This is a genomic window from Pantoea sp. OVA07A (assembly GCF_019969975.1).
In the GTDB taxonomy this organism is placed as follows: domain Bacteria; phylum Pseudomonadota; class Gammaproteobacteria; order Enterobacterales; family Enterobacteriaceae; genus Pantoea; species Pantoea agglomerans.
The window spans coordinates 510,101-528,699 of the sequence record NZ_JAHXYM010000003.1 but is presented as its reverse complement, the minus strand read 5'-3'; the positions used below and the strand labels follow the sequence as shown (position 1 = coordinate 528,699).

Here is an 18,599-nt window from a genome sequence, read left to right as displayed (position 1 = left end):
AGGAGCCCAATCATGGGACTGAGCTGGTTCACCCTCTGGCCGCCACTGGCACGCGTGCTGTTTATCCTCGCCTGTCTGACCATTATTCTGACCGGCCTTTATCTGGCAGCACCGCTGATCAATCAGGTTCTGCTGGCGATGTTACTGGCCATCATGCTTGATCCCCTGATTACCCGGCTGGAAAACAAACGCATACCGCGCATCGTCTCGTCACTGCTGGTGATTATGCTGATGCTGTTGATCATGGTGGTCACTATCCTCAAGTTAACCGTGCTGACGCCCGATTTGATGCAACTCAGCCGCCAGGCGCCCGTGCTGCTGGCGGCCCGGCTTGAACAGCTGACGCTGGCCTTTGCCCGGCTTGATATCGGTATGACACCCGACCAGTTGCTGACCTTTGTGGATGCTGGGGCGATAGTGCGCATTGTCACTGCATTTCTGACGCAAATCCCTGGCGTCATCTCATGGTGGATCATGGTGTTCCTGATGCTGCTGTTTATGCTCTATGAGATGCCGCTGCTGAAAGCTGCACTGCAACAGCGGGTAAAGGGAAAACATCAGGCCTTTTATCTGGCGCTGCAGGAGGGAATTCAGAGCGTGATTGTGTATGCCAGAGTGAAAACGCTGACCAGTATTCTGGGCGGGTTAATCGTAGGCGTCGGCGCGCATCTGATAGGGCTGAAGTTTGCCTTTTTCTGGGGCGTGCTGATGTTCATCTTTAATTACGTGCCGGTGCTTGGCTCCTTTCTGGCCGCGATTCCGCCGGTGATCCAGAGTTACATCATGTTTGATTTACAGATCGCGCTGGCGGTAGCTGGATTCTTTGTGGTGCTGAACCTCTGTCTGAGTTCGGTGATCGAACCATTGCTGATTGGGAAGCGACTCAATCTGGCGCTGACCACGCAGCTGCTGGCGTTTCTGTTCTGGCAGGCGTTGCTGGGGATTACGGGCGGGATACTGGCTATTCCACTGACCTATCTGATTAAAAAGGTCCTGCTGGCGAGCTATCCGCAGCAGGACCCGGAGACAGAATTAACTCAGTGATGGCGTCTTCACCCGCCATGCGCGGGTGAGGCGTTTTTCAATCTCAACTATGATGAAGATTGCGATACTGACAATCAGCGAAATCAGCCAGTAGTTGATCGGCAGTGGACGGGTACCAAACAGCGTGTTCATTAATGGCACATAAATAATGATCGCCTGAAGGACAATCAGTACCAGCGTCACCAGCCAGATACCGCGATTTTTCAGCAAACCGCGATCCAGTGAGAAGCCATCTGAATTACGGCAGTTAAGCATATAGGCCCACTGCGCGGTGACCAGCATCTGCAGCAGCACGGTACGGATAAACTCGGCACTGTAGCCACGCGGTTGCAGCCAGGCTTCCAGCACAAAGGCACTGATTGAAATCAGCAGACCGACAAACACCACGCGCCATATAGCGTAAGCGTCCATTACGTGTGCTTTGACATTGCGCGGTGGCCGGCGCATCGCATTCGCTTCAGCAGGCTCGAACGCCAGACCAAACGACAGCGTGGCGGATGTTGCCATGTTCATCCACAGAATCTGTACCGGGGTTAACGGCAGCAGATTGCCCATCAGAATCGCGATAATAATCAGCAGACCCTGCGCCAGGTTGGTGGGCATAATAAACAGGATAGTTTTCTTGAGGTTGTCGTAAACCCGACGTCCCTCTTTGACTGCCGCAGCGATGGTGGCAAAGTTATCGTCGGCCAGAATCATATCGGCCGCCTCTTTTGTCACCTCGGTGCCTTTAATACCCATCGCAATACCGACGTTGGCCTGTTTCAGCGCCGGAGCATCATTGACGCCGTCGCCGGTCATGCCAACGATCTCGCCGCTCGCTTCCAGCGCTTTCACCAGACGCAGTTTATGTTCCGGGCTGGTGCGGGCAAAAATGTCATAGGTTTTTGCCGCATCGGCCAGTTCGGCGTCGCTCATGTGTTCAAGCTGGTAGCCAGTGATAGCAGCCTGGCTGTTGCCGATTCCCAGCATCTGACCAATCGCCATCGCGGTTTCCTGATGGTCGCCGGTGATCATTTTGACGCGAATGCCCGCTTTCTGGCACTCGTCAATGGCGGCAATCGCCTCGGGACGGGGGGGATCCATCATGCAGGCCAGACCCAGCAGCACCATGTCACTTTTCAGATCGGCATGATCCAGCGCGGTAACGGGTGCAGAGGTTCTCTTCCATGCGGCGGCAACGGTGCGCAGCCCTTCGCTGGCGTAGGTGGTGATGGCGGCATCCCAGTACGCACGGTCTATCGGCTCTGCACCCTCCGGCGTTTGCTGCTGTTGACACAGCGTCAGCAGCACGTCTGGCGCACCGGTCAGCAGCACATAAGATTCGCCGTTGGCAACACAGCTGACCGACATATATTTATAGAGGGAATCGAACGGCAGCTTGCTCACCACCTCAACCGGCTGAGGTGTCGTCTGGCCCTTCGCCGCCAGCACCTTCAGCGCGCCTTCAGTCGGGCCGCCAACAATCGTCCAGTGACCCTGACTTTCCTGACGCAGCTGGCTTTCATTACAGGTGTCTACCGCATGCAGGAACTGCTGAAACAGCGGATCCTGTGCCGCAGAGAGTCCACTTGCGTCGCCCTGCTCAGCAACAATCTCCCCTTTGGGTTCATAGCTGTTTCCGCTGACGCGCCAGCGGCTCTTCGCCAGCACCACCGCTTTCACCGTCATCTCATTCATGGTGAGCGTGCCGGTTTTATCGGAGCAGATCACCGACATCGCGCCCAGTGTTTCAACAGTCGGCAGCTTACGGATAATCGCCTGGGTGCGTGCCATCGACTGCACGCCCAGCGACAGGATGATAGAGATAATGGCAGGCAGACCTTCCGGAACCGCAGCAACCGCCAGGCTGATGACGGACAGCGACAACTCGCCCAGTGGAATGTCACGCAGCAGATAGCCGAAGATAAACAGGGCGACCATCATCAGCAGGATGATGAAAAAGATCGCTTTACCGAGTTTGTCGATCTGCACCAGCAGCGGGGTTTTAACCTCTTTTATGCCGCTGATCATTTCGTTGATATGGCCCAGCTCAGTATCACCGCCGCTGGCGATCACCACGCCTGCGGCGGTGCCGGAACTGACGGTAGTGCCTGAAAAAGCCAGGTTCAGACGGTCGCCCAGCGATTTTTCACCGCTCAGCGTATCGGTGTTCTTCGACACCACCGTCGACTCTCCGGTGAGAATCGCCTCTTCAACCCGCAGATTATTGACCTCAAACAGTCGCAAATCAGCCGGGATTTTGTCGCCGGGGCGTAACATCACCACGTCACCGACCACAATATCGCGCGTCGCGACCGTGACCTGTTTGCCATCTCGCACCAGCATCGCTTCACTGGCGAGCATGTTCTGAATACTTTTCAGTGACTTCTCGGCATTATTCTCCTGAATAAAGCCGATCAGGGCGTTAATGACGGCCACGCCGATAATGACAAAGGTATCGACCCAGTGACCCATTATCGCGGTGATCACCGCCGCGGCCAGCAGAATATAGATCAGCACATCTTTAAAATGCGCGATGAATTTGAGCAGAGCCGATTTCTCAGCTTTTTGCGGAAGGGCATTGGGACCGTGTTTCTGCAGGCGTTCCTGCGCAGTGGCGGTGGATAATCCTGCTGATGAGCTCTGCAGTTCGGAGAATATCTCTGCCACACTACGCTGATACCAGGGGCGCTCAGATAAAGCTAACGCTTTATCCTGCTTATCATTATTTAGCATATATAAACCTCGTGCCATTTAGCGATGAAATAAAGGCGCAATTAAAAGACATGCATTTTGCAGGCAGCCCCTCCTGCAGGTAATGACCGATATCATATTTACGTAAGAAACGTCTGACGAATAACATAAAATGGCTAAATTAAATCTAACCTATATTATGAGAATGACAACGTTGTTTTTGTTTAGCTAAGGTTTAAGTATGCTGATGCAGTGTGCATCGGTTTATACTCTGGCTCGCAAAAGGAAACTCTGATGAAAAAACAGAGCATTATCATGCTTTGCGGTTTCGTTATTCTCGCGGTCGCCGCAACGACTCTGGTGGGCTTACTGACCTGGCTGGTGGTCTCTCAGATGGCGGCGTAAGCCGATTCAGGCGAAGCGGCCCTGCCGCTTCGTTAAACTTATATGACGAAGATTAAAAATAAGTTTATCCCGGTCGCGATAAGCATCAGGGTTTATTACGCCTTAATGCTTATCAAACCGCAGTTTAAAAGCTGATGTTAAGGCGAAGAAAATGATTAAACGCAAGGTTATCCTCATTTTGCTCTGTTGTTTTTTTATGACAGCGTGCGATGAAAAAAAAGAACCGGATGCTCCCCCGCCCCGCGTAATTAAAGTTTTCACCCTTGAGTCGGACATCGCTCAAAATATCCGGGTATTTCCTGCGCGTATTCAGGCGGGTGATAATACCGATCTTGCGTTTAAACGGGCAGGCCAGCTGGTACAGCTTGATATTCGTGACGGAACGCCCGTGAAAGCGGGACAGCTTCTCGCTACCCTGAATGATGCAGATGCGAAACTACGGGTACGCGACCGCCAGACTGCACTGCAACTGGCGGAGCGACAATTTCAGCGCTTCAATACGCTGGCCCAGCGCAGCGCCGTTTCAAAGTCTGAAATGGATGTGCAGCGTGCTAATCGCGATGCCGCCGCGACTGCGCTGAAAATCGCACAGGAGGAGTTACAGTTTCTTAGCCTTCGCGCGCCGTTTGATGGCGTGATTGCAAGGGTACAGGCGCGTAATCATCAGGTCGTGGCCGCCGGACAGCCCATTGCGCTGCTGACCCGTGCCGATCTGCTCGACGTCATCTTTACGCTGCCCGAAACCCTCTTCACCAGCCTCGATATCCAGAATATTGACTATCAGCCTGAGGTGCAGTTTAACGCCCTGCCAGGCCGCTTTTTCACCGCACAATATAAAGAGCATACCAGCCAGACGGATGCCGCCACGCTGACCTATCAGGTGGTGCTGACCATGCCGCGTCCGGCTGATCTCCCTGGCGTTGCCGGCCTCAGCGGCTCGGTTCGCGTCAGGCTGCATAACCTGCCAAATGCCCCTGCCCAGCCGCGTCTGGTCGTGCCTGCGGCGGCGGTGTTCAATCCCGATCGCAGCCCCACCAATCAGCCGCACGTCTGGCTGGTTGAGCAGGATGGCGAGGCGCTGCGCATCAAAGATCGACCTGTCGAAGTGGGTCGTCTCACCGCCCAGGGCATTGAAATCATCAGCGGGCTGAAGCCGGGCGAACGTATCGTTGCCGCCGGTGTGAGTGAGTTGCGTGACGGTGAAGCGGTGCGCATCTGGCAGCGCGAGCGGGGGTTATAATGCGTATTCAGGAGCATTTTCTTGATAAACCCATTCGCATCTGGATGGTCATTCTGCTGCTGGGCGTGGGCGGCATCTATGCGCTGCTCAACATTGGCCGCCTCGAAGATCCGCTGTTTACCATTAAGTCGGCGGTTATTGTCACCCACTATCCCGGCGCGTCCGCACAGCAGGTTGAAGAGGAGGTAACGCTGCCGCTGGAGAATGCGCTGCAGCGCCTGCCGTCGCTGGACAATGTCACGTCCATTTCTGGCAATGGCCTGTCGCAGATTACCGTTAATATTCATACCCGCTATCTGGCCGATCAGCTGCCGCAAATCTGGGATGAGTTACGTCGTCGGGTCGGCGATGCGGCCCGGCAGTTCCCGCCTGGCGTTCAGGCCCCGCTGGTTAACGATGATTTCGGCGATGTTTACGGCTACTTCTTCGTCATTCATGGTAACGACTTTACCAACAGCGAACTGCGCAACTATGCCGATCAGCTGCGGCGCGATCTGGTGCTGGTGCCGGGTGTGGCTAAAGTTGCGGTAGCAGGCGTCGAGCAGGAGGAGATCCGCATCGCTCTCTCCGCCAGCAAAATGACCGCCTATGGTATGACGCCGCAGCGCGTCGCCGATCTGCTGAGCCGGAATAACAGCGTTGCCAGTGCCGGAACGCTGAGGGTCGACAGCGAATCGATCCGTTTTCATCCCACCGGCGAACTGCAGACGCTGGACGATCTGGCTAATCTGCCGATTCTGCCCGCTGGCAACCCACAGAACGTGCATCTGCGCGATATCGCCACCCTGACGCGTGGCGTTACCGACAATCCCGCCAATATCTACTTTGCAGACGGTGAAGCGGCTCTGGCTATCGGCATTTCGTTCGCGCCCGGCGTCAATGTGATTGATGTTGGCGACGCGCTTTCCGCCCGAATGGCGCACTACCAGCAGGATACGCCCGCCGGTATCAGCCTGAAGGTGTTCTATAACCAGGCCCATGAGGTGAAACAGTCGGTTGATGGCTTTATCCTCAATTTCCTGATGGCGCTGGCGATTGTGGTGGGAACGCTGCTGCTGTTTATGGGCCTGCGCAGCGGCATGGTGATTGCCGCCTCGCTGGCGCTTAACGTGCTTGGCACACTCCTGATCATGTACCTGTTTAAACTTGAGCTGCAGCGGGTGTCGCTGGGCGCGCTGATTATTTCGCTCAGTATGCTGGTGGATAATGCCATTGTGGTGGTCGAAGGGGTCAAAATCGATCATCAGCGCGGGCACCCTTTACAGCAGGCCATTACCCGCATGGTGCGGCGCACTGCCCTGCCGCTGCTGGGTGCCACGGTGATTGCGATTCTCGCCTTTGCGCCGATTGGCCTGTCGCAGGATTCGACCGGCGAATATTGTAAATCGCTGTTCCAGGTGCTGCTGATTTCACTGATGCTGAGCTGGGTCACGGCGCTGACCTTAACGCCGGTGTTTATCAACTGGAGTGAGAAGCGCCGCAGCACGGCTCAGCCTGAGCAAACCGAACCCTCCACGCCTTATCAGGGCATCGTATTCCGGCTCTATCGTCAGGCGCTGGGCGGCCTGCTGCGTTTCCGCCTGACCACGCTGACGGTAATGGTGGCACTGCTGGCTCTGTCGCTGTATGGCTTTACCCTGGTGAAGCAGAACTTTTTCCCCTCCTCCAGCACGCCGGTTTTTTTCACCGATCTCTGGCTGCCCTATGGCACCGATATTCATTACACCGCGAATACGGCGGCGGATATTGCCCGGTTCATTAATCAGGATCCTGAGGTCGCAGCCACGGTCACGACGGTGGGCCAGGGCGCTCTGCGCTTTACCCTGACCTATGACGCGGCACGGCAGTACAGCAACTTCGCTCAGATTATGGTGCGGGTTAAGGATGGCCGACAGCTTGATGCGCTGGCGCTGAAAACCGAGGCCTATATTGAGCAGAACTTCCCACAGGTGAATCAGCGCATCAAACGTATCCAGTTTGGCAGCGCCAGTGACAGCGCCATTGCCCTGCGGGTGATCGGCCCCGATCCCGAAGTGCTGCGCCACATCGGCAGCCAGCTGGATGCCATTTTCCTGGCGGATGGCTCAACGTTTCCGGTGCGCAATGACTGGCAGGAGCGCAGCAAAGTGATCCGCCCGGTCTATTCGGCGCTGCGTGGTCAGGAACTGGGTATCGATAAACGTGACATCGATCAGGCGCTGAGAATGAATTTCAGCGGTGACGCGGTGGGCATTTTCCGTGACGGTTCGCGGCTGATGCCGGTGATGCTCTATCCGGCTGATGAAGAGCGGCAGAGTGTCGATCACATCGAGAATATTCAGCTGTGGAGTGCCGCCCTGCAGCACTTTGTGCCACTGAGCAATGTGATTTCCGACTTCCGGCTGGAGTGGGAGAATCCGCTGATTATGCGCCGCGATCGTACGCGCGTGCTGACGGTGCAGACCGATCCCGATCCCGCTTCAGGGTTAACCTCCGCACAGGTGGTGGCGCGGGTTCAGCCACAGATCGACCAGCTTAAACTCCCGGCGGGCTACCGGCTTGAATGGGGAGGTGAGCTGGAGAGTTCACGTGAAGCACAGAGCGGGCTGCTGAGTTCGCTGCCGGTGGGATTCCTGGCGATGTTCATCATTACCGTGCTGATGTTTAACTCGCTGCGCGACGCAGTCGCTATCTGGATCACCGTGCCGCTGGCGCTGATTGGCGTCACCTGTGGCTTTTTGTTCACCGGTATTCCGTTTGGCTTTATGGCGCTGATTGGGCTGCTGAGCCTGTCGGGTATGCTGATCCGTAACGGGATCGTGCTGATTGAGGAGATCAGGCTGTTCCGGCAGGAGAAATCGCTGCAGCTGGCGATTATTGATGCGGCGACCTCACGTCTGCGTCCTATTCTGCTCACTGCCTTCACCACGGTGCTTGGCCTGCTGCCGCTGCTGCGCGACGTCTTTTTCCAGAGCATGGCGGTTGTCATTATTTTTGGCCTCGGGTTCGCGACAGTATTGACCCTGCTGGTGCTGCCGGTCATCTATCGTTGCTTCCATGGCCGGGAGGCGCGCGGTGAATAAGAGCGGACTGGCAATGCTGAAGACGCTGGCCTGTATCACCGCCGTCTCGTTTTTCACGCTTTACCAGAGCTACGATAGCTACCATTACGATATTAATCTGACGCTGAACGTGCTGAGTTTTGTTTCGACAATCGCCACGCCGCTCTATTTTCTGCTCAGCGGTTATATCGACGCCGGTGAGCTGCATACACCCGCGTGGCAGCTCGGCAAAATTCGCCGCATTCTGCTGATTTTTATCTTCTGGTTCAGCTTTTTCTGGTTTGCCGGGATGCATCATAAGGGCTATCTGATTCAGCCGTGGTTTGTAATTGCGCTGATTGTGATTTACGTGTCGCATCCGCTGATTGACCGACTCATTCAGCGGCCTGGGCTGATGGCATCGGGGATTTTACTGCTGCTGGTGTTAGCTTTTGCCTATGACCTGCTCGCCAGTCTCTACCCGGGCCAGCGGGCCTTTTCGCTGCTGCCGCAATACCGAATCTGGACCTGGGTGCTCTACTACCTCACGGGTCGGCTGATGGCCGCGCCGCGCGTGATGCAGTTGCTGACATCACCCAGAGTGATAAAGATCAGCCTGCTGCTGCTGCCCGCGGTTTATCTCTTTACGTGGCTGTATGAGCGTCATTACTTTCTTGCGCGCTTTCTGGCGACCCATAACGATGTGGTGCTGACGGGCTCGCAGGTTTATCTGCTGGTGGTGCTGATTGTGATCAGCATTAACGCCATTCGCCTGCCGGAAAAAGTCCAGTGGCTGACGCCGTTTCTGACGACCCTGGGGAAGACCATGACCGGCGTCTATATCCTGCACTATCTGATTTTTGGGCTGCTGGCGGCGGCAATCCGCATCCAGACGCTGGGCGATAAACTGCTGGTCATCGCCCTGACGTTAATCTTCTCAATGGCGCTGTCACTGCTGCTGTTGCGCATCCCCGGCGTCAGTAAGCTAATCAGCCTGTAGTCGCAGGGCGGCTCGTTCGGTTGCCGCACGACGAGTGGCAAGAAACTCAGCCATTTTCGCCCGCGCCTGCTCCACTTCCTGTGGCGATGCGGTATGCGGCGAACCGCTGGTAAACGGCGGTTCAGGATCATATTCCATCTGCAGCTGAACCGATTTCGCCACCGCGTCACCCGCAATTTCTGCCACCAGCGTCAGGGCAAAATCGATACCAGAGGTCACGCCTGCGCCGCTGATACGATTGCGGTCGCGCACCACCCGCTGACTGACCGGCTCCGCGCCCAGCAGTGCCAGCTGATCGATGGAACTCCAGTGCGAGGTCGCACGATATCCCTTTAGCAGTCCGGCGGCCCCCAGCACCAGCGAACCGGTACAGACCGACGTAACCCACTTCGCCTGTTCGGCCTGCTGACGAAGGAAATTCAGCGTGACGTCATCCGACATCAGGGCGATCTGTCCCGGCCCGCCAGGCACACAAATCACATCCAGTGGCGGACAATCTGCAAACGTAGTGGTCGGCAATATCGACAGGCCGCGATCGGAACGCACCGGCTGGCGATCTTTCCAGATGAGATGGCATTCGACACCAGGCGTGCGCGCAAACACCTCCCACGGGCCGGTTAAGTCGAGCTGAGTGACATCAGGGAACAGCAAAAGACCAATCTGTAGCGGACGATTCATGCGTGAACTCCGGGCAGGTGATGAAACGCCATCATGCCGCGATGCCCGGTCAGATATCAATCCCGGCTACCGGAAACTATTTCCAGCGTATCCACCAGCGATGAGGGTAATATCTGGCCGTGACTCTGACCGGGATAACGCGTCAGAATCAGTCTGGCACCGCTCGGGCGCAGGATGTCGGTAAGCGCACGCTCTTCCTGCTGAAGATCGTCAGAGTGACCGGTTCGGCGTTCGGTGATGCCATCGCCCTCCATCAGATAGAGCGACAAATGTTTAAGCGGGCCGGCATCGGCGCGTCGGGCAAGGGTAAGAATGCGCTGATGATTCCAGCTCAGCGAGGGAGCAGCCGAAAAGTAATGGCTGAACCAGGCGGCATGAAAGAAGGTATCCAGCACGAACAGTCCGCCGTAGGAGTGACCCCAGAGCGCACGCCGCTGCGGATTACTGGGCGCAAGGCGTTCTGCCCACGGGACAATTGTGTTCAGCAGCAGCTGACGAAACTGATGGCTGCCTCCGCCTTTGCGGCCATGAGGCTGAGTGACCAGAGTATCAGGCGCATCATTGGGTGGGGTGTAGTCGTAATTACGCGCCACCACATCAAAGGGCAAATGGGTGTCGTAACCCACCGCGACCAGCACTGGCGGCGTGCCGCTGCTCAGCTTTTTAAGCAGAGGTTCTGTCAAATGTGCCATCGCCGCATTGCCATCCAGTAGCCAGAGCACCGGATAGCCGCCTGGCGGCGCATCGCTTTTGGGGATAGCAAGCCACACCCGATAGTGCCGTTCCCCATCCTGTGAGACAAACTTTTTACTCTGGAAGCGATACCAGGCGGAACCTGTGTCGGCGATGTTCTTGCCCAGCGGACGCATATCGGGTCGGGCAATAGCCTGAACGGCGGTTAAACCGGCTGTCATCACGGTCAGCAGCATCAGGAGAAAACAGGTACGGATAGTGTTCATTCAGCAATCCCTGCAAGGTTATCGGGCTAATCACGCCTGAGAGAGTGCCATCCTGACAAATTTTCACTGCGATAACATCCCCGCTTTTGCCGGGGTTAATGACATCCTCAGGGCACGCCGAGAAAACGCAACAGCGCCGTCATCGCCGCCGCCCCCAGAATAATCATAATCAGCGGCGCACGACGCCACGCCAGCAACAGGGCAAAGCCCACGCCCGCCACCCGTGCCACACCGGCAAAATGCTGGCCTTCAAACAGCGTGGTGGTGGCCGCTACCGCCAGCAACAATATCGTGGCGGCGTCGGAGAGCATCTGCTGGGTGTGCTCGCTTATCGGAAGACGGTTTCCCAGCCTGACGCCTGCAAACCGCATCAGATAGGTTCCGGCAGCCAGCAGGGCAATCCCGGCGATAATCATTCCCTGATGTGTCATTTGCGCGATCTCCATGTCAGCAGGCCCAGCAGTGAAAACAGCACCGGCATGCCCGCCGGAACCAGTGGCGTCGCCAGCAAGGAGAGCAGCGCGCCGACGGTCGCGGGGATCCGGGTGCGTCGCTGGCGCAGCGCCGGGAAGATCAGAGCAATCAGGATCGCCGGAAACACCGCATCCAGTCCGATCACCGAGACATCAGGAATAAACTGCCCGATTGCTGCCCCGATCATGACGCTGACCGGCCATATCAAGCCGATACCGATACCGCACAGCCAGTAAGCACTGCGGCGCTGCGCCAGTTGCGGCTGAGAGATCCCAAACACCACACTTTCATCGTTCATGATGTGACAGCCCAGCCAGCCTGACGGACCCTGCCCCACCAGATCCTTAACCGCGATGCCAAACGGCAAATGACGTGCGTTTACCAGCAGGCCCGCTGCAGCGGCGGTAAATGGACTGCCGCCACCGGCCACAATGCCGATAAACAGGAACTCCGACGCCCCGGCCAGTACCAGCGTTGAGAGCGCCAGCGGCACCCAGAGCGGAAACCCGTCGGCCGACGCCAGCGAGCCATAGGATAAACCAACAATTCCATCAGCCAGGCAGACCAGAAAAATCGCTTTGATCACCCCTTTGTCCAGCAACTGCATTTGCGGAAAAAGCATCACTCTGTCTCATAATGAACATATAATCCGATATAATGAACACCACGACACCGTTTTACAAGATGAACGTTATGTTCGATTTAAAAAACATTCAGGTTATCAGGAGTGCGTTTGAATACCCCTATCAGCATTATTGCCAATGCCTTAGTACGTGAACGCCAGCGAGCCGGTCTTTCACTGGCTGAAGTGGCGCGCCGCGCAGGGATCGCTAAATCTACGCTGTCACAGCTGGAAGCGGGTAATGGCAATCCGGGCATTGAAACCCTGTGGTCGCTTTGCGTAACACTGAACATTCCATTTTCACGTCTGCTGGAGCCGGATGCGCGTCGTCTGCAGGTGATTCGGCGTGGAGAAGGCCTGACGGTTACCGCCGATCTTGCCGATTATCAGGCCGTTTTGCTGGCCTCCTGCCCGCCCGGCGTCCGGCGTGATATCTATCTGCTGGAAGTTCAGCCCGGCAGCGAACGTATTTCCCAGCCCCATATCCCCAATACCATTGAGCATATTATTATCGCTAAAGGGCGTGCGCTGGTGGGTCCGGTCGACAGTGCGGTGGAGCTGGATGTGGGTGATTACATTACCTATCCGGGCGATGAGCTGCATATCTTTCGGGCGCTGGAAGCCGATACGATGGCGCTGCTGGTGATTGAGCACAGCTGATCACTGTTTAGTGAGCTTCTGCAGGGTTTCTGCGGGCGTGAGGTGAGTGATTAGCTGCACCTCACTGCTCAGCCTGATCTCCGGATAGTGCTCGCGCATCCCTTCCAGCAGCACCTCATCAGGCCATTCCTCCTGTTTCTCCAGCGTCGCGGCGACTTCGCTTAAGCGCAGCGTTTCGACCTGCTTCACCCACACCATTACCGCGTCCGTATCATCCTGCTGATTCACCAGTCTCAGCGGACCCATAGTGATATCGCCCTCCTGCCAGCGAATCGTCGAGGTTTTCTCTCCGGACCTGACGGCTGGCATCAGACGCGGGACAAGCGTGAGTTGTTGCATTTCCACTCCCTTTTAAACGCTCATTGGTACCCACAACAAAAACACAAATCCGGATTGAAAACAAACTCATTAATGTTATGTTATAACGTATCTCCAATCACGTTTTTACAGGTAACACCATGACACTCTCTGCTCTGACATCCGACGATCCCCGTCTGCCGGTTGCCGTTCTCTCCGGCTTTCTCGGTGCCGGTAAAACTACCCTGCTTAATCATATTCTGAACAACCGCGAAGGACGGCGGATCGCGGTGATCGTCAATGATATGTCTGAAATTAATATTGACGCTGCACTGGTGCGCGATGGCGGTGCGCAGCTCTCCCGCACCGATGAAAAGCTGGTCGAAATGAGTAACGGCTGCATCTGCTGCACGTTGCGTGAAGATCTGCTGCTGGAGGTAAAACGTCTGGCTCAGGCCGGGCGTTTCGATCACCTGGTGATTGAGTCTACCGGCATTTCTGAACCGTTGCCGGTTGCCGAAACCTTTACGTTTGAAGATGAAGCGGGTGAAAGTCTGTCAGCCTATGCCCGGCTGGACAGTATGATCACCGTGGTCGATGGCTTTAACTTCCTGCGCGATTATCGTTCAGCCGATGATCTGCAGTCACGTGGCGAATCGCTGGGCGCGCAGGATGAGCGCTCAGTGGTTGATCTGCTGGTGGATCAGATTGAGTTTTGTGATTTGCTGGTGCTGAACAAAACGGACCTGCTCAGCCCGGCGCAGCTGCACCAGTTGAAGGGCATGCTGCAGGCGCTTAATCCGCACGCGCTTATTGTGAACAGTGAGTTTGGGCAGGTTCCGCTGGACTGCCTGCTGAATACCGGCCGGTTTGATTTTGACCGGGCAGCGCAGGCACCCGGCTGGCTGCAGACCCTGCGCGGTGAGCATCAGCCGGAATCGGAGGAGTATGGCATTCGTAACTTTGTCTATCGCGCCCGTCGTCCGTTCCATCCGCAGCGTTTCTGGCATGCAGTAAACCACCAGCTTGACGGCGTTATCCGCTCTAAAGGCTACTTCTGGCTGGCCAGTCGGCCGGAATATGCCGCAATGTGGTCGCAGGCGGGCGCGGTGGCACGTCAGGGTTATGCCGGGCGCTGGTGGGTCAGCGTGCCGCGGACTGAATGGCCACAGGATGCAGATTCGCTCAACTTTATCGCTGAACAGTGGCAGGAAGGTACCGGCGATGCGCGCCAGGAACTGGTCTTTATCGGCATTGAGATGGACGAGAAGAGCGTCCGTGCCGCGCTGGATCATGCGCTGCTGACACCACAGGAGATGGCTGCGGGGCCTGAACAGTGGATCACCCTGGCCGATCCGGTGCCCGCATGGTTCGATGAAACCACCGCCTGACGCTGCGGTTGACGTACTTCTTTGACTTCGCAATAGTAAACGAACCGGCGGGTAGCAGTTTTCCACTAATCCCTGTTCAGGAGAGACCAGATATGCCACAACGTATTGCCGTAATCGGTGCAGGCGTGCTGGGTTTAGCCGTCGCGCAGTCATTGTCGCGACGGGGCGCACAGGTCACCGTCTTAGATAAAAACTATCCTGGCAGCGGAACCAGTCAGATCAGCTATGCCTGGGTCAATGCCAACGGCAAAGAACCCACCAGCTACCATGATCTTAATGCCCATGCGATAGACGAGCACAAGCGCTGGCAGGCAAGCCATCCTGCATCACCCCGATGGCTGCTGGAAACCGGCACGCTTGAGTGGGCGGCCGATGAATCATCCCTGCGCCAGCTGGCGCAGCGCGCATCAAAGCTTACGACGCTCGATTACCCCGTAGAGAAACGTAGCCGCGCCGCACTTCTGGGTGCAATGCCCGAGTTGCGGCTTGATCCCCGCGTTCAGCACGCCTGGTCTTTCCCGTCGGAGTGTCTGCTTTATCCGAGCCTGTTTATCGCCTCTCTGCTGGCAGACCTGCGTACCAGTGGCGGGCAGCTGGTCTGCAACAATGAAGTGACGACGCTCACTGAATCGGCGCAGGATGTCCATCTTACGCTGGCCAGTGGGGATGAATGGCGCGGCGATCAGCTGGTACTGGCGACCGGACGCTGGGCACCGGAACTGATAAGTCAGTGCGGGCTTGAACTGGCGATGACCGATGCGAATCGAGCCGATCCTGTTGCCTGCAGTTTTCTGGCGCAGACCCAGCCTCTGCCGATCCCACTTAAATGCAATCTGATTACCCCGGAACTGAATGTGCGGCCGGATGGCGGTGGCCGTCTGATGCTGCAGGCGCTGGATCTGGATCAGCATGCCGATCCAGCGCGGCCGGTCTCGCCGGATGGACTGATTGGCAAAGAGATGCTGCGTCGATTGCGGCGGCTGTTTAAAAACACGGAAGGCGCGAGAATTGAGCGGATTGAAACAGGACAGCGGTCGCGTCCGGCAGATGGCTTGCCGGCATTAGGCTACATCAGCGAGTCAGCACGCGTTTATCTGATGGTAAGCCATAGCGGCATGACACTTGCCCCATTGCTGGGCAGGCTGGTGGCTGAGGAGATGCTGAGCGGCACAGGCTCACCAATGCTGAGTGCGTTTGCACCGCATCGGTTGATGCGTCCGCTCAGTGTGGTCGCTAAAACAGCGCCCGCTTATCTTCCGTCGGCACAGTAAACACTAGCGACGATTCTTCCACACGGTCTGCACGTTACAGAATTCGTGCACACCAAAGTGCGACAGCTCACGGCCGTAGCCGCTTTTCTTCACACCACCAATGGTAACGCGCGGATCGGACGCGCCGTTGCCATTAATAAACACAGCACCGACTTCCAGCTGCAGCGCCAGACGATCGGCAATCTCTTCATTACCGCTCCAGACGGTGGCGCTGAGGCCAAATTCGCTGTCGTTGGCGATCTCCAGCGCATGTTGTGGATCCCTGGCGACCGCAATAGCGGCTACCGGGCCAAACAGCTCCTGCCTGAATGCGGTCATGTCGCTGGTGACATCAGCGAGAATGGTCGGCGCGTAGTAGTTACCCTGCCCGGCCACTTTCTCGCCGCCCAGTACCAGACGTGCACCTTCACGCAGCGTGGCCTTTACCTGTCCATCCAGTTCGTCACGCAGATCGGCGCGTGCCATCGGGCCCAGGAAGGTATTTTCATCCAGCGGATCGCCCATGGTGAGAGCCTGGACCGCGGCAGTGAAGCGTTTTTCAAATTCTTCAGCGATCGGAGCTTCCACAATAAAGCGTTTGGCAGCCATACACACCTGCCCGGTATTCTGGAAACGTCCAATAACGGCTGATTTAACCGCTTCATCAAGATCGGCATCCGCCAGCACGATAAAGGGATCGGATCCACCCAGTTCCAGCACGGTTTTCTTAAGTGCTGCGCCCGCCTGTGCAGCGATCGCGGCGCCAGCCCGGACACTTCCGGTAACGGCAACGGCGGCAATGCGGTCATCTTTGATGGCTACGGAGACACCATCGTTGTCAACGTTGATCAGGTTAAAGCCGCCAGCAGGCAGATCGGTTGCCATGAACAGATCAGCCATCAGTGTGGCGCTTCCCATGACGTTAGGCGCGTGTTTAAGCAGATAGGTGTTGCCTGCCAGCAACATACTCACTGCGCCCCGCAGAACCTGCCACAGGGGGAAATTCCATGGCATCACAGCCAGGATCACCCCGATGGGACGGAATCGCTGCCACGCATCGGCAATCTGAGTGGGCTGATCGGCCAGCATTGCAGGGCCATGTTCCGCATACCAGTCGCATAAGTTAGCGCATTTCAGAACTTCAGCGCGTGCCTGTGCAATGGGTTTACCCATCTCCAGGGTGATCATGCGGGAAAGATCCTGCTCACGCAGACGGATCTGTTCGCCAAGCTGACGCAATACGCGAACGCGGTCCGTCATGGTGCTCTGTTTCCATGCAGCAAAAGCAGATGCGCTTTCAGTCAGTGTCTGTTCCAGCTCTGCACTATTCTGCAAAGGATAGCGTGCCAGAATTTCACCAGTTGTGGGGTTACGTGATAGGGCATGTTCAGTCATGGTGCCGTATTCCTCATTCTGTCAGTGATGGAGAGACGATACGCGCTGTAGTTGATGATGAAAAATGAATAATAGTGATGAAGTTGTTTATCGATTGAGAATGAATGCGGCTATGACCGATTAGTCGGTCAGGTAGTGGGCAGATTGCGGGCCAGTTTTTGCTGGTGGTCAACACGTCTGAAAATGATGTTACGCCTTAAGTTTTCCACTTATACAGTGACCAGATCCTAATAAACGATCCTTAATAGATCATATAGAGATCCTAAGAGATCCCCGATCGTCGCAGGCCGCACCCCACAAGGGCTGAAAGGGTGATCGCGTTCACTATAATCAGTAAAGTGTTCACTGTAATCAGTACTTTATTCACTGTACCAGGTAGAATGTTCACTGTAAACAGTGCTAATGTTCACTGTAGTCAGAAAACGATCCCTTTCATCCAGAGAATGAAGATCTTACGCCATGGCAGATAAAGACAACGAAAACAAAGCGTTACTTGAACCTTTTCTGTCAGTGACAAAAAACAGCGGTGAAGTTATTCAGCTTCATCCCAACAAGAACAATACCGTTCAGCCTGTCGCTTTAATGCGTCTTGGGCTGTTCGTGCCGACGCTGAAATCTACTGCACGCGGTAAATCCGGTGCGATGGCATCAACGGATGCGACGAAAGAGCTGAAGAATCTGACGCTGGTGAAAGCGGAAGGCTACGAAAAGATTACCATTACCGGCGCGCGGCTGGATATGGATAACGATTTCAAAACCTGGGCGGGTATTATTCAATCGTTTTCCCGCTATCCGACCAAAGGCGATACTGTCACGCTGCCGTTTATCGACTTTGTTAAGATGTGTGGCATTCCCTCTGCCAACTCTTCAGCCGCCCTGCGCAAGCGTCTTGATGCCTCTCTGCGCCGTATCGCGACCAATACGCTCTCTTTTGAAGGTAACGGCAAGGCCTATCACACCCACCTTGTTCAGTCTGCTTATTACGATCGCGAAAAAGATATTGTGCGCATCCAGGCCGACCCCAAGCTGTTCGAACTCTATAACTTCGACCACAAGGTCCTGCTTCAGCTCCGTGCAATATCCCGTTTGAAGCGTAAAGAGTCTGCGCAGGCGCTTTACACCTTCCTGGAAAGCCTGCCAACCAATCCGGCGCCTATCTCGCTTGCACGCCTGCGTATGCGCCTGAACCTCGGCTCTAAGACCACCACGCAGAACCATGTCGTGCGGCGCGCGATGGAGCAGCTGAAAGAGATCGGTTATCTGGATTATTCAGAAGTGAAGCGTGGCCGCTCAGTCTTTTTTATTATCCACAGCCGTACGCCTAAGCTTGATGGCATCAGTAATCTGGAGAGCATCGATTCGCTGGATGAGATCGAGTTTGATGATTAACCCCTCACGTTCACTGTAATCAGTATTCCTGCGTGGCAGTGTCACTTTCTGCGTTACCGGTGACATTGCGCCATCCACTCTTCATTCACTGTAATCAGT

At 55.9% G+C, this 18,599-nt stretch carries 15 protein-coding genes; 8 read left to right on the top strand and 7 right to left on the bottom strand.

The annotated features are described in order from the left end of the window. Positions 1-12 precede the first annotated feature (12 nt). Entirely contained in the window at positions 13-1,044 is a 1,032-nt protein-coding gene (locus LC417_RS13610) for an AI-2E family transporter (protein WP_031594315.1), read from the top strand. Here the strand turns inward: LC417_RS13610 and LC417_RS13605 are convergent. Then, positions 1,033-3,762, bottom strand: a complete 2,730-nt coding sequence (locus tag LC417_RS13605) for a cation-transporting P-type ATPase (protein ID WP_010246792.1) — start codon at positions 3,760-3,762, stop codon at positions 1,033-1,035. The genes LC417_RS13610 and LC417_RS13605 overlap by 12 nt on opposite strands. A 514-nt stretch (positions 3,763-4,276) precedes the next feature. Between LC417_RS13605 and LC417_RS13600 the strand changes: the two genes are divergently transcribed. The 3 genes from LC417_RS13600 to LC417_RS13590 are packed head-to-tail and all read left to right on the top strand — an operon-like array spanning position 4,277 to position 9,385. Continuing rightward, positions 4,277-5,365: an efflux RND transporter periplasmic adaptor subunit gene (locus tag LC417_RS13600; protein ID WP_163800103.1), complete on the top strand. Its 1,089-nt coding sequence runs from the start codon at positions 4,277-4,279 to the stop codon at positions 5,363-5,365. Beyond that, positions 5,365-8,427, top strand: coding sequence for an efflux RND transporter permease subunit (locus LC417_RS13595; RefSeq protein WP_223566020.1), 3,063 nt, complete (start codon positions 5,365-5,367; stop codon positions 8,425-8,427). The genes LC417_RS13600 and LC417_RS13595 overlap by 1 nt, the downstream gene beginning before the upstream one ends. Continuing rightward, entirely contained in the window at positions 8,420-9,385 is a 966-nt protein-coding gene (locus LC417_RS13590) for an acyltransferase family protein (protein ID WP_010670598.1), read from the top strand. The genes LC417_RS13595 and LC417_RS13590 overlap by 8 nt, the downstream gene beginning before the upstream one ends. Here the strand turns inward: LC417_RS13590 and LC417_RS13585 are convergent. The 4 genes from LC417_RS13585 to LC417_RS13570 all read right to left on the bottom strand — a co-directional run bounded on the left by LC417_RS13585 (position 9,371) and on the right by LC417_RS13570 (position 12,118). Further along, positions 9,371-10,063, bottom strand: coding sequence for a DJ-1/PfpI family protein (locus tag LC417_RS13585; protein WP_033779980.1), 693 nt, complete (start codon positions 10,061-10,063; stop codon positions 9,371-9,373). The two genes, LC417_RS13590 and LC417_RS13585, sit on opposite strands and share 15 nt — an antisense overlap. A 56-nt stretch (positions 10,064-10,119) precedes the next feature. Beyond that, a complete protein-coding gene (locus LC417_RS13580; protein WP_223566019.1) occupies positions 10,120-11,022 on the bottom strand; it encodes an alpha/beta hydrolase in 903 nt (300 codons plus the stop codon). 107 nt (positions 11,023-11,129) lie between these two features. Next, positions 11,130-11,453, bottom strand: coding sequence for an AzlD domain-containing protein (locus tag LC417_RS13575; RefSeq protein ID WP_061703319.1), 324 nt, complete (start codon positions 11,451-11,453; stop codon positions 11,130-11,132). Beyond that, positions 11,450-12,118 carry an AzlC family ABC transporter permease gene (locus tag LC417_RS13570; protein WP_010246808.1) on the bottom strand — a complete coding sequence of 223 codons (669 nt, stop codon included), beginning with the start codon at positions 12,116-12,118 and terminating at the stop codon, positions 11,450-11,452. The genes LC417_RS13575 and LC417_RS13570 overlap by 4 nt, the downstream gene beginning before the upstream one ends. 111 nt (positions 12,119-12,229) lie before the next feature. Here LC417_RS13570 and LC417_RS13565 point away from each other — a divergent pair, with 111 nt between their 5' ends. Next, positions 12,230-12,778, top strand: a complete 549-nt coding sequence (locus tag LC417_RS13565) for a helix-turn-helix domain-containing protein (RefSeq protein ID WP_010246810.1) — start codon at positions 12,230-12,232, stop codon at positions 12,776-12,778. Here the strand turns inward: LC417_RS13565 and LC417_RS13560 are convergent, their stop codons facing one another. Beyond that, entirely contained in the window at positions 12,779-13,117 is a 339-nt protein-coding gene (locus tag LC417_RS13560; protein ID WP_223566018.1) for an ASCH domain-containing protein, read from the bottom strand. Between the two features lie 119 nt (positions 13,118-13,236). Between LC417_RS13560 and zigA the strand changes: the two genes are divergently transcribed. Together zigA and LC417_RS13550 are read left to right on the top strand one after the other, a co-directional pair. Then, positions 13,237-14,466 carry a zinc metallochaperone GTPase ZigA gene (gene zigA / locus LC417_RS13555; protein ID WP_010246814.1) on the top strand — a complete coding sequence of 410 codons (1,230 nt, stop codon included), beginning with the start codon at positions 13,237-13,239 and terminating at the stop codon, positions 14,464-14,466. A 92-nt stretch (positions 14,467-14,558) separates the two neighbouring features. Further along, on the top strand, positions 14,559-15,737 hold the full coding sequence (locus tag LC417_RS13550; protein WP_223566017.1) for an FAD-binding oxidoreductase: 1,179 nt from the start codon (positions 14,559-14,561) through the stop codon (positions 15,735-15,737). 3 nt (positions 15,738-15,740) lie between these two features. On the opposite strand, the gene LC417_RS13545 is transcribed toward LC417_RS13550, so the two are convergent. Beyond that, positions 15,741-17,111, bottom strand: coding sequence for an aldehyde dehydrogenase family protein (locus LC417_RS13545; RefSeq protein ID WP_223566016.1), 1,371 nt, complete (start codon positions 17,109-17,111; stop codon positions 15,741-15,743). Positions 17,112-17,570: 459 nt separating this feature from the next. Here LC417_RS13545 and LC417_RS13540 point away from each other — a divergent pair, with 459 nt between their 5' ends. Beyond that, positions 17,571-18,500, top strand: a complete 930-nt coding sequence (locus LC417_RS13540; protein WP_010246820.1) for a RepB family plasmid replication initiator protein — start codon at positions 17,571-17,573, stop codon at positions 18,498-18,500. Positions 18,501-18,599 lie beyond the last annotated feature (99 nt).

Coding starts and splice junctions, on each gene's coding strand:
- LC417_RS13610 (WP_031594315.1), top strand. CDS start 13: ATGGGACTGAGCTGGTTCACCCTCTGGCCGCCACTGGCACGCGTGCTG.
- LC417_RS13605 (WP_010246792.1), bottom strand. CDS start 3,762: ATGCTAAATAATGATAAGCAGGATAAAGCGTTAGCTTTATCTGAGCGC.
- LC417_RS13600 (WP_163800103.1), top strand. CDS start 4,277: ATGATTAAACGCAAGGTTATCCTCATTTTGCTCTGTTGTTTTTTTATG.
- LC417_RS13595 (WP_223566020.1), top strand. CDS start 5,365: ATGCGTATTCAGGAGCATTTTCTTGATAAACCCATTCGCATCTGGATG.
- LC417_RS13585 (WP_033779980.1), bottom strand. CDS start 10,063: ATGAATCGTCCGCTACAGATTGGTCTTTTGCTGTTCCCTGATGTCACT.
- LC417_RS13580 (WP_223566019.1), bottom strand. CDS start 11,022: ATGAACACTATCCGTACCTGTTTTCTCCTGATGCTGCTGACCGTGATG.
- LC417_RS13575 (WP_061703319.1), bottom strand. CDS start 11,453: ATGACACATCAGGGAATGATTATCGCCGGGATTGCCCTGCTGGCTGCC.
- LC417_RS13570 (WP_010246808.1), bottom strand. CDS start 12,118: ATGCTTTTTCCGCAAATGCAGTTGCTGGACAAAGGGGTGATCAAAGCG.
- LC417_RS13560 (WP_223566018.1), bottom strand. CDS start 13,117: ATGCAACAACTCACGCTTGTCCCGCGTCTGATGCCAGCCGTCAGGTCC.
- zigA (WP_010246814.1), top strand. CDS start 13,237: ATGACACTCTCTGCTCTGACATCCGACGATCCCCGTCTGCCGGTTGCC.
- LC417_RS13550 (WP_223566017.1), top strand. CDS start 14,559: ATGCCACAACGTATTGCCGTAATCGGTGCAGGCGTGCTGGGTTTAGCC.
- LC417_RS13545 (WP_223566016.1), bottom strand. CDS start 17,111: ATGACTGAACATGCCCTATCACGTAACCCCACAACTGGTGAAATTCTG.
- LC417_RS13540 (WP_010246820.1), top strand. CDS start 17,571: ATGGCAGATAAAGACAACGAAAACAAAGCGTTACTTGAACCTTTTCTG.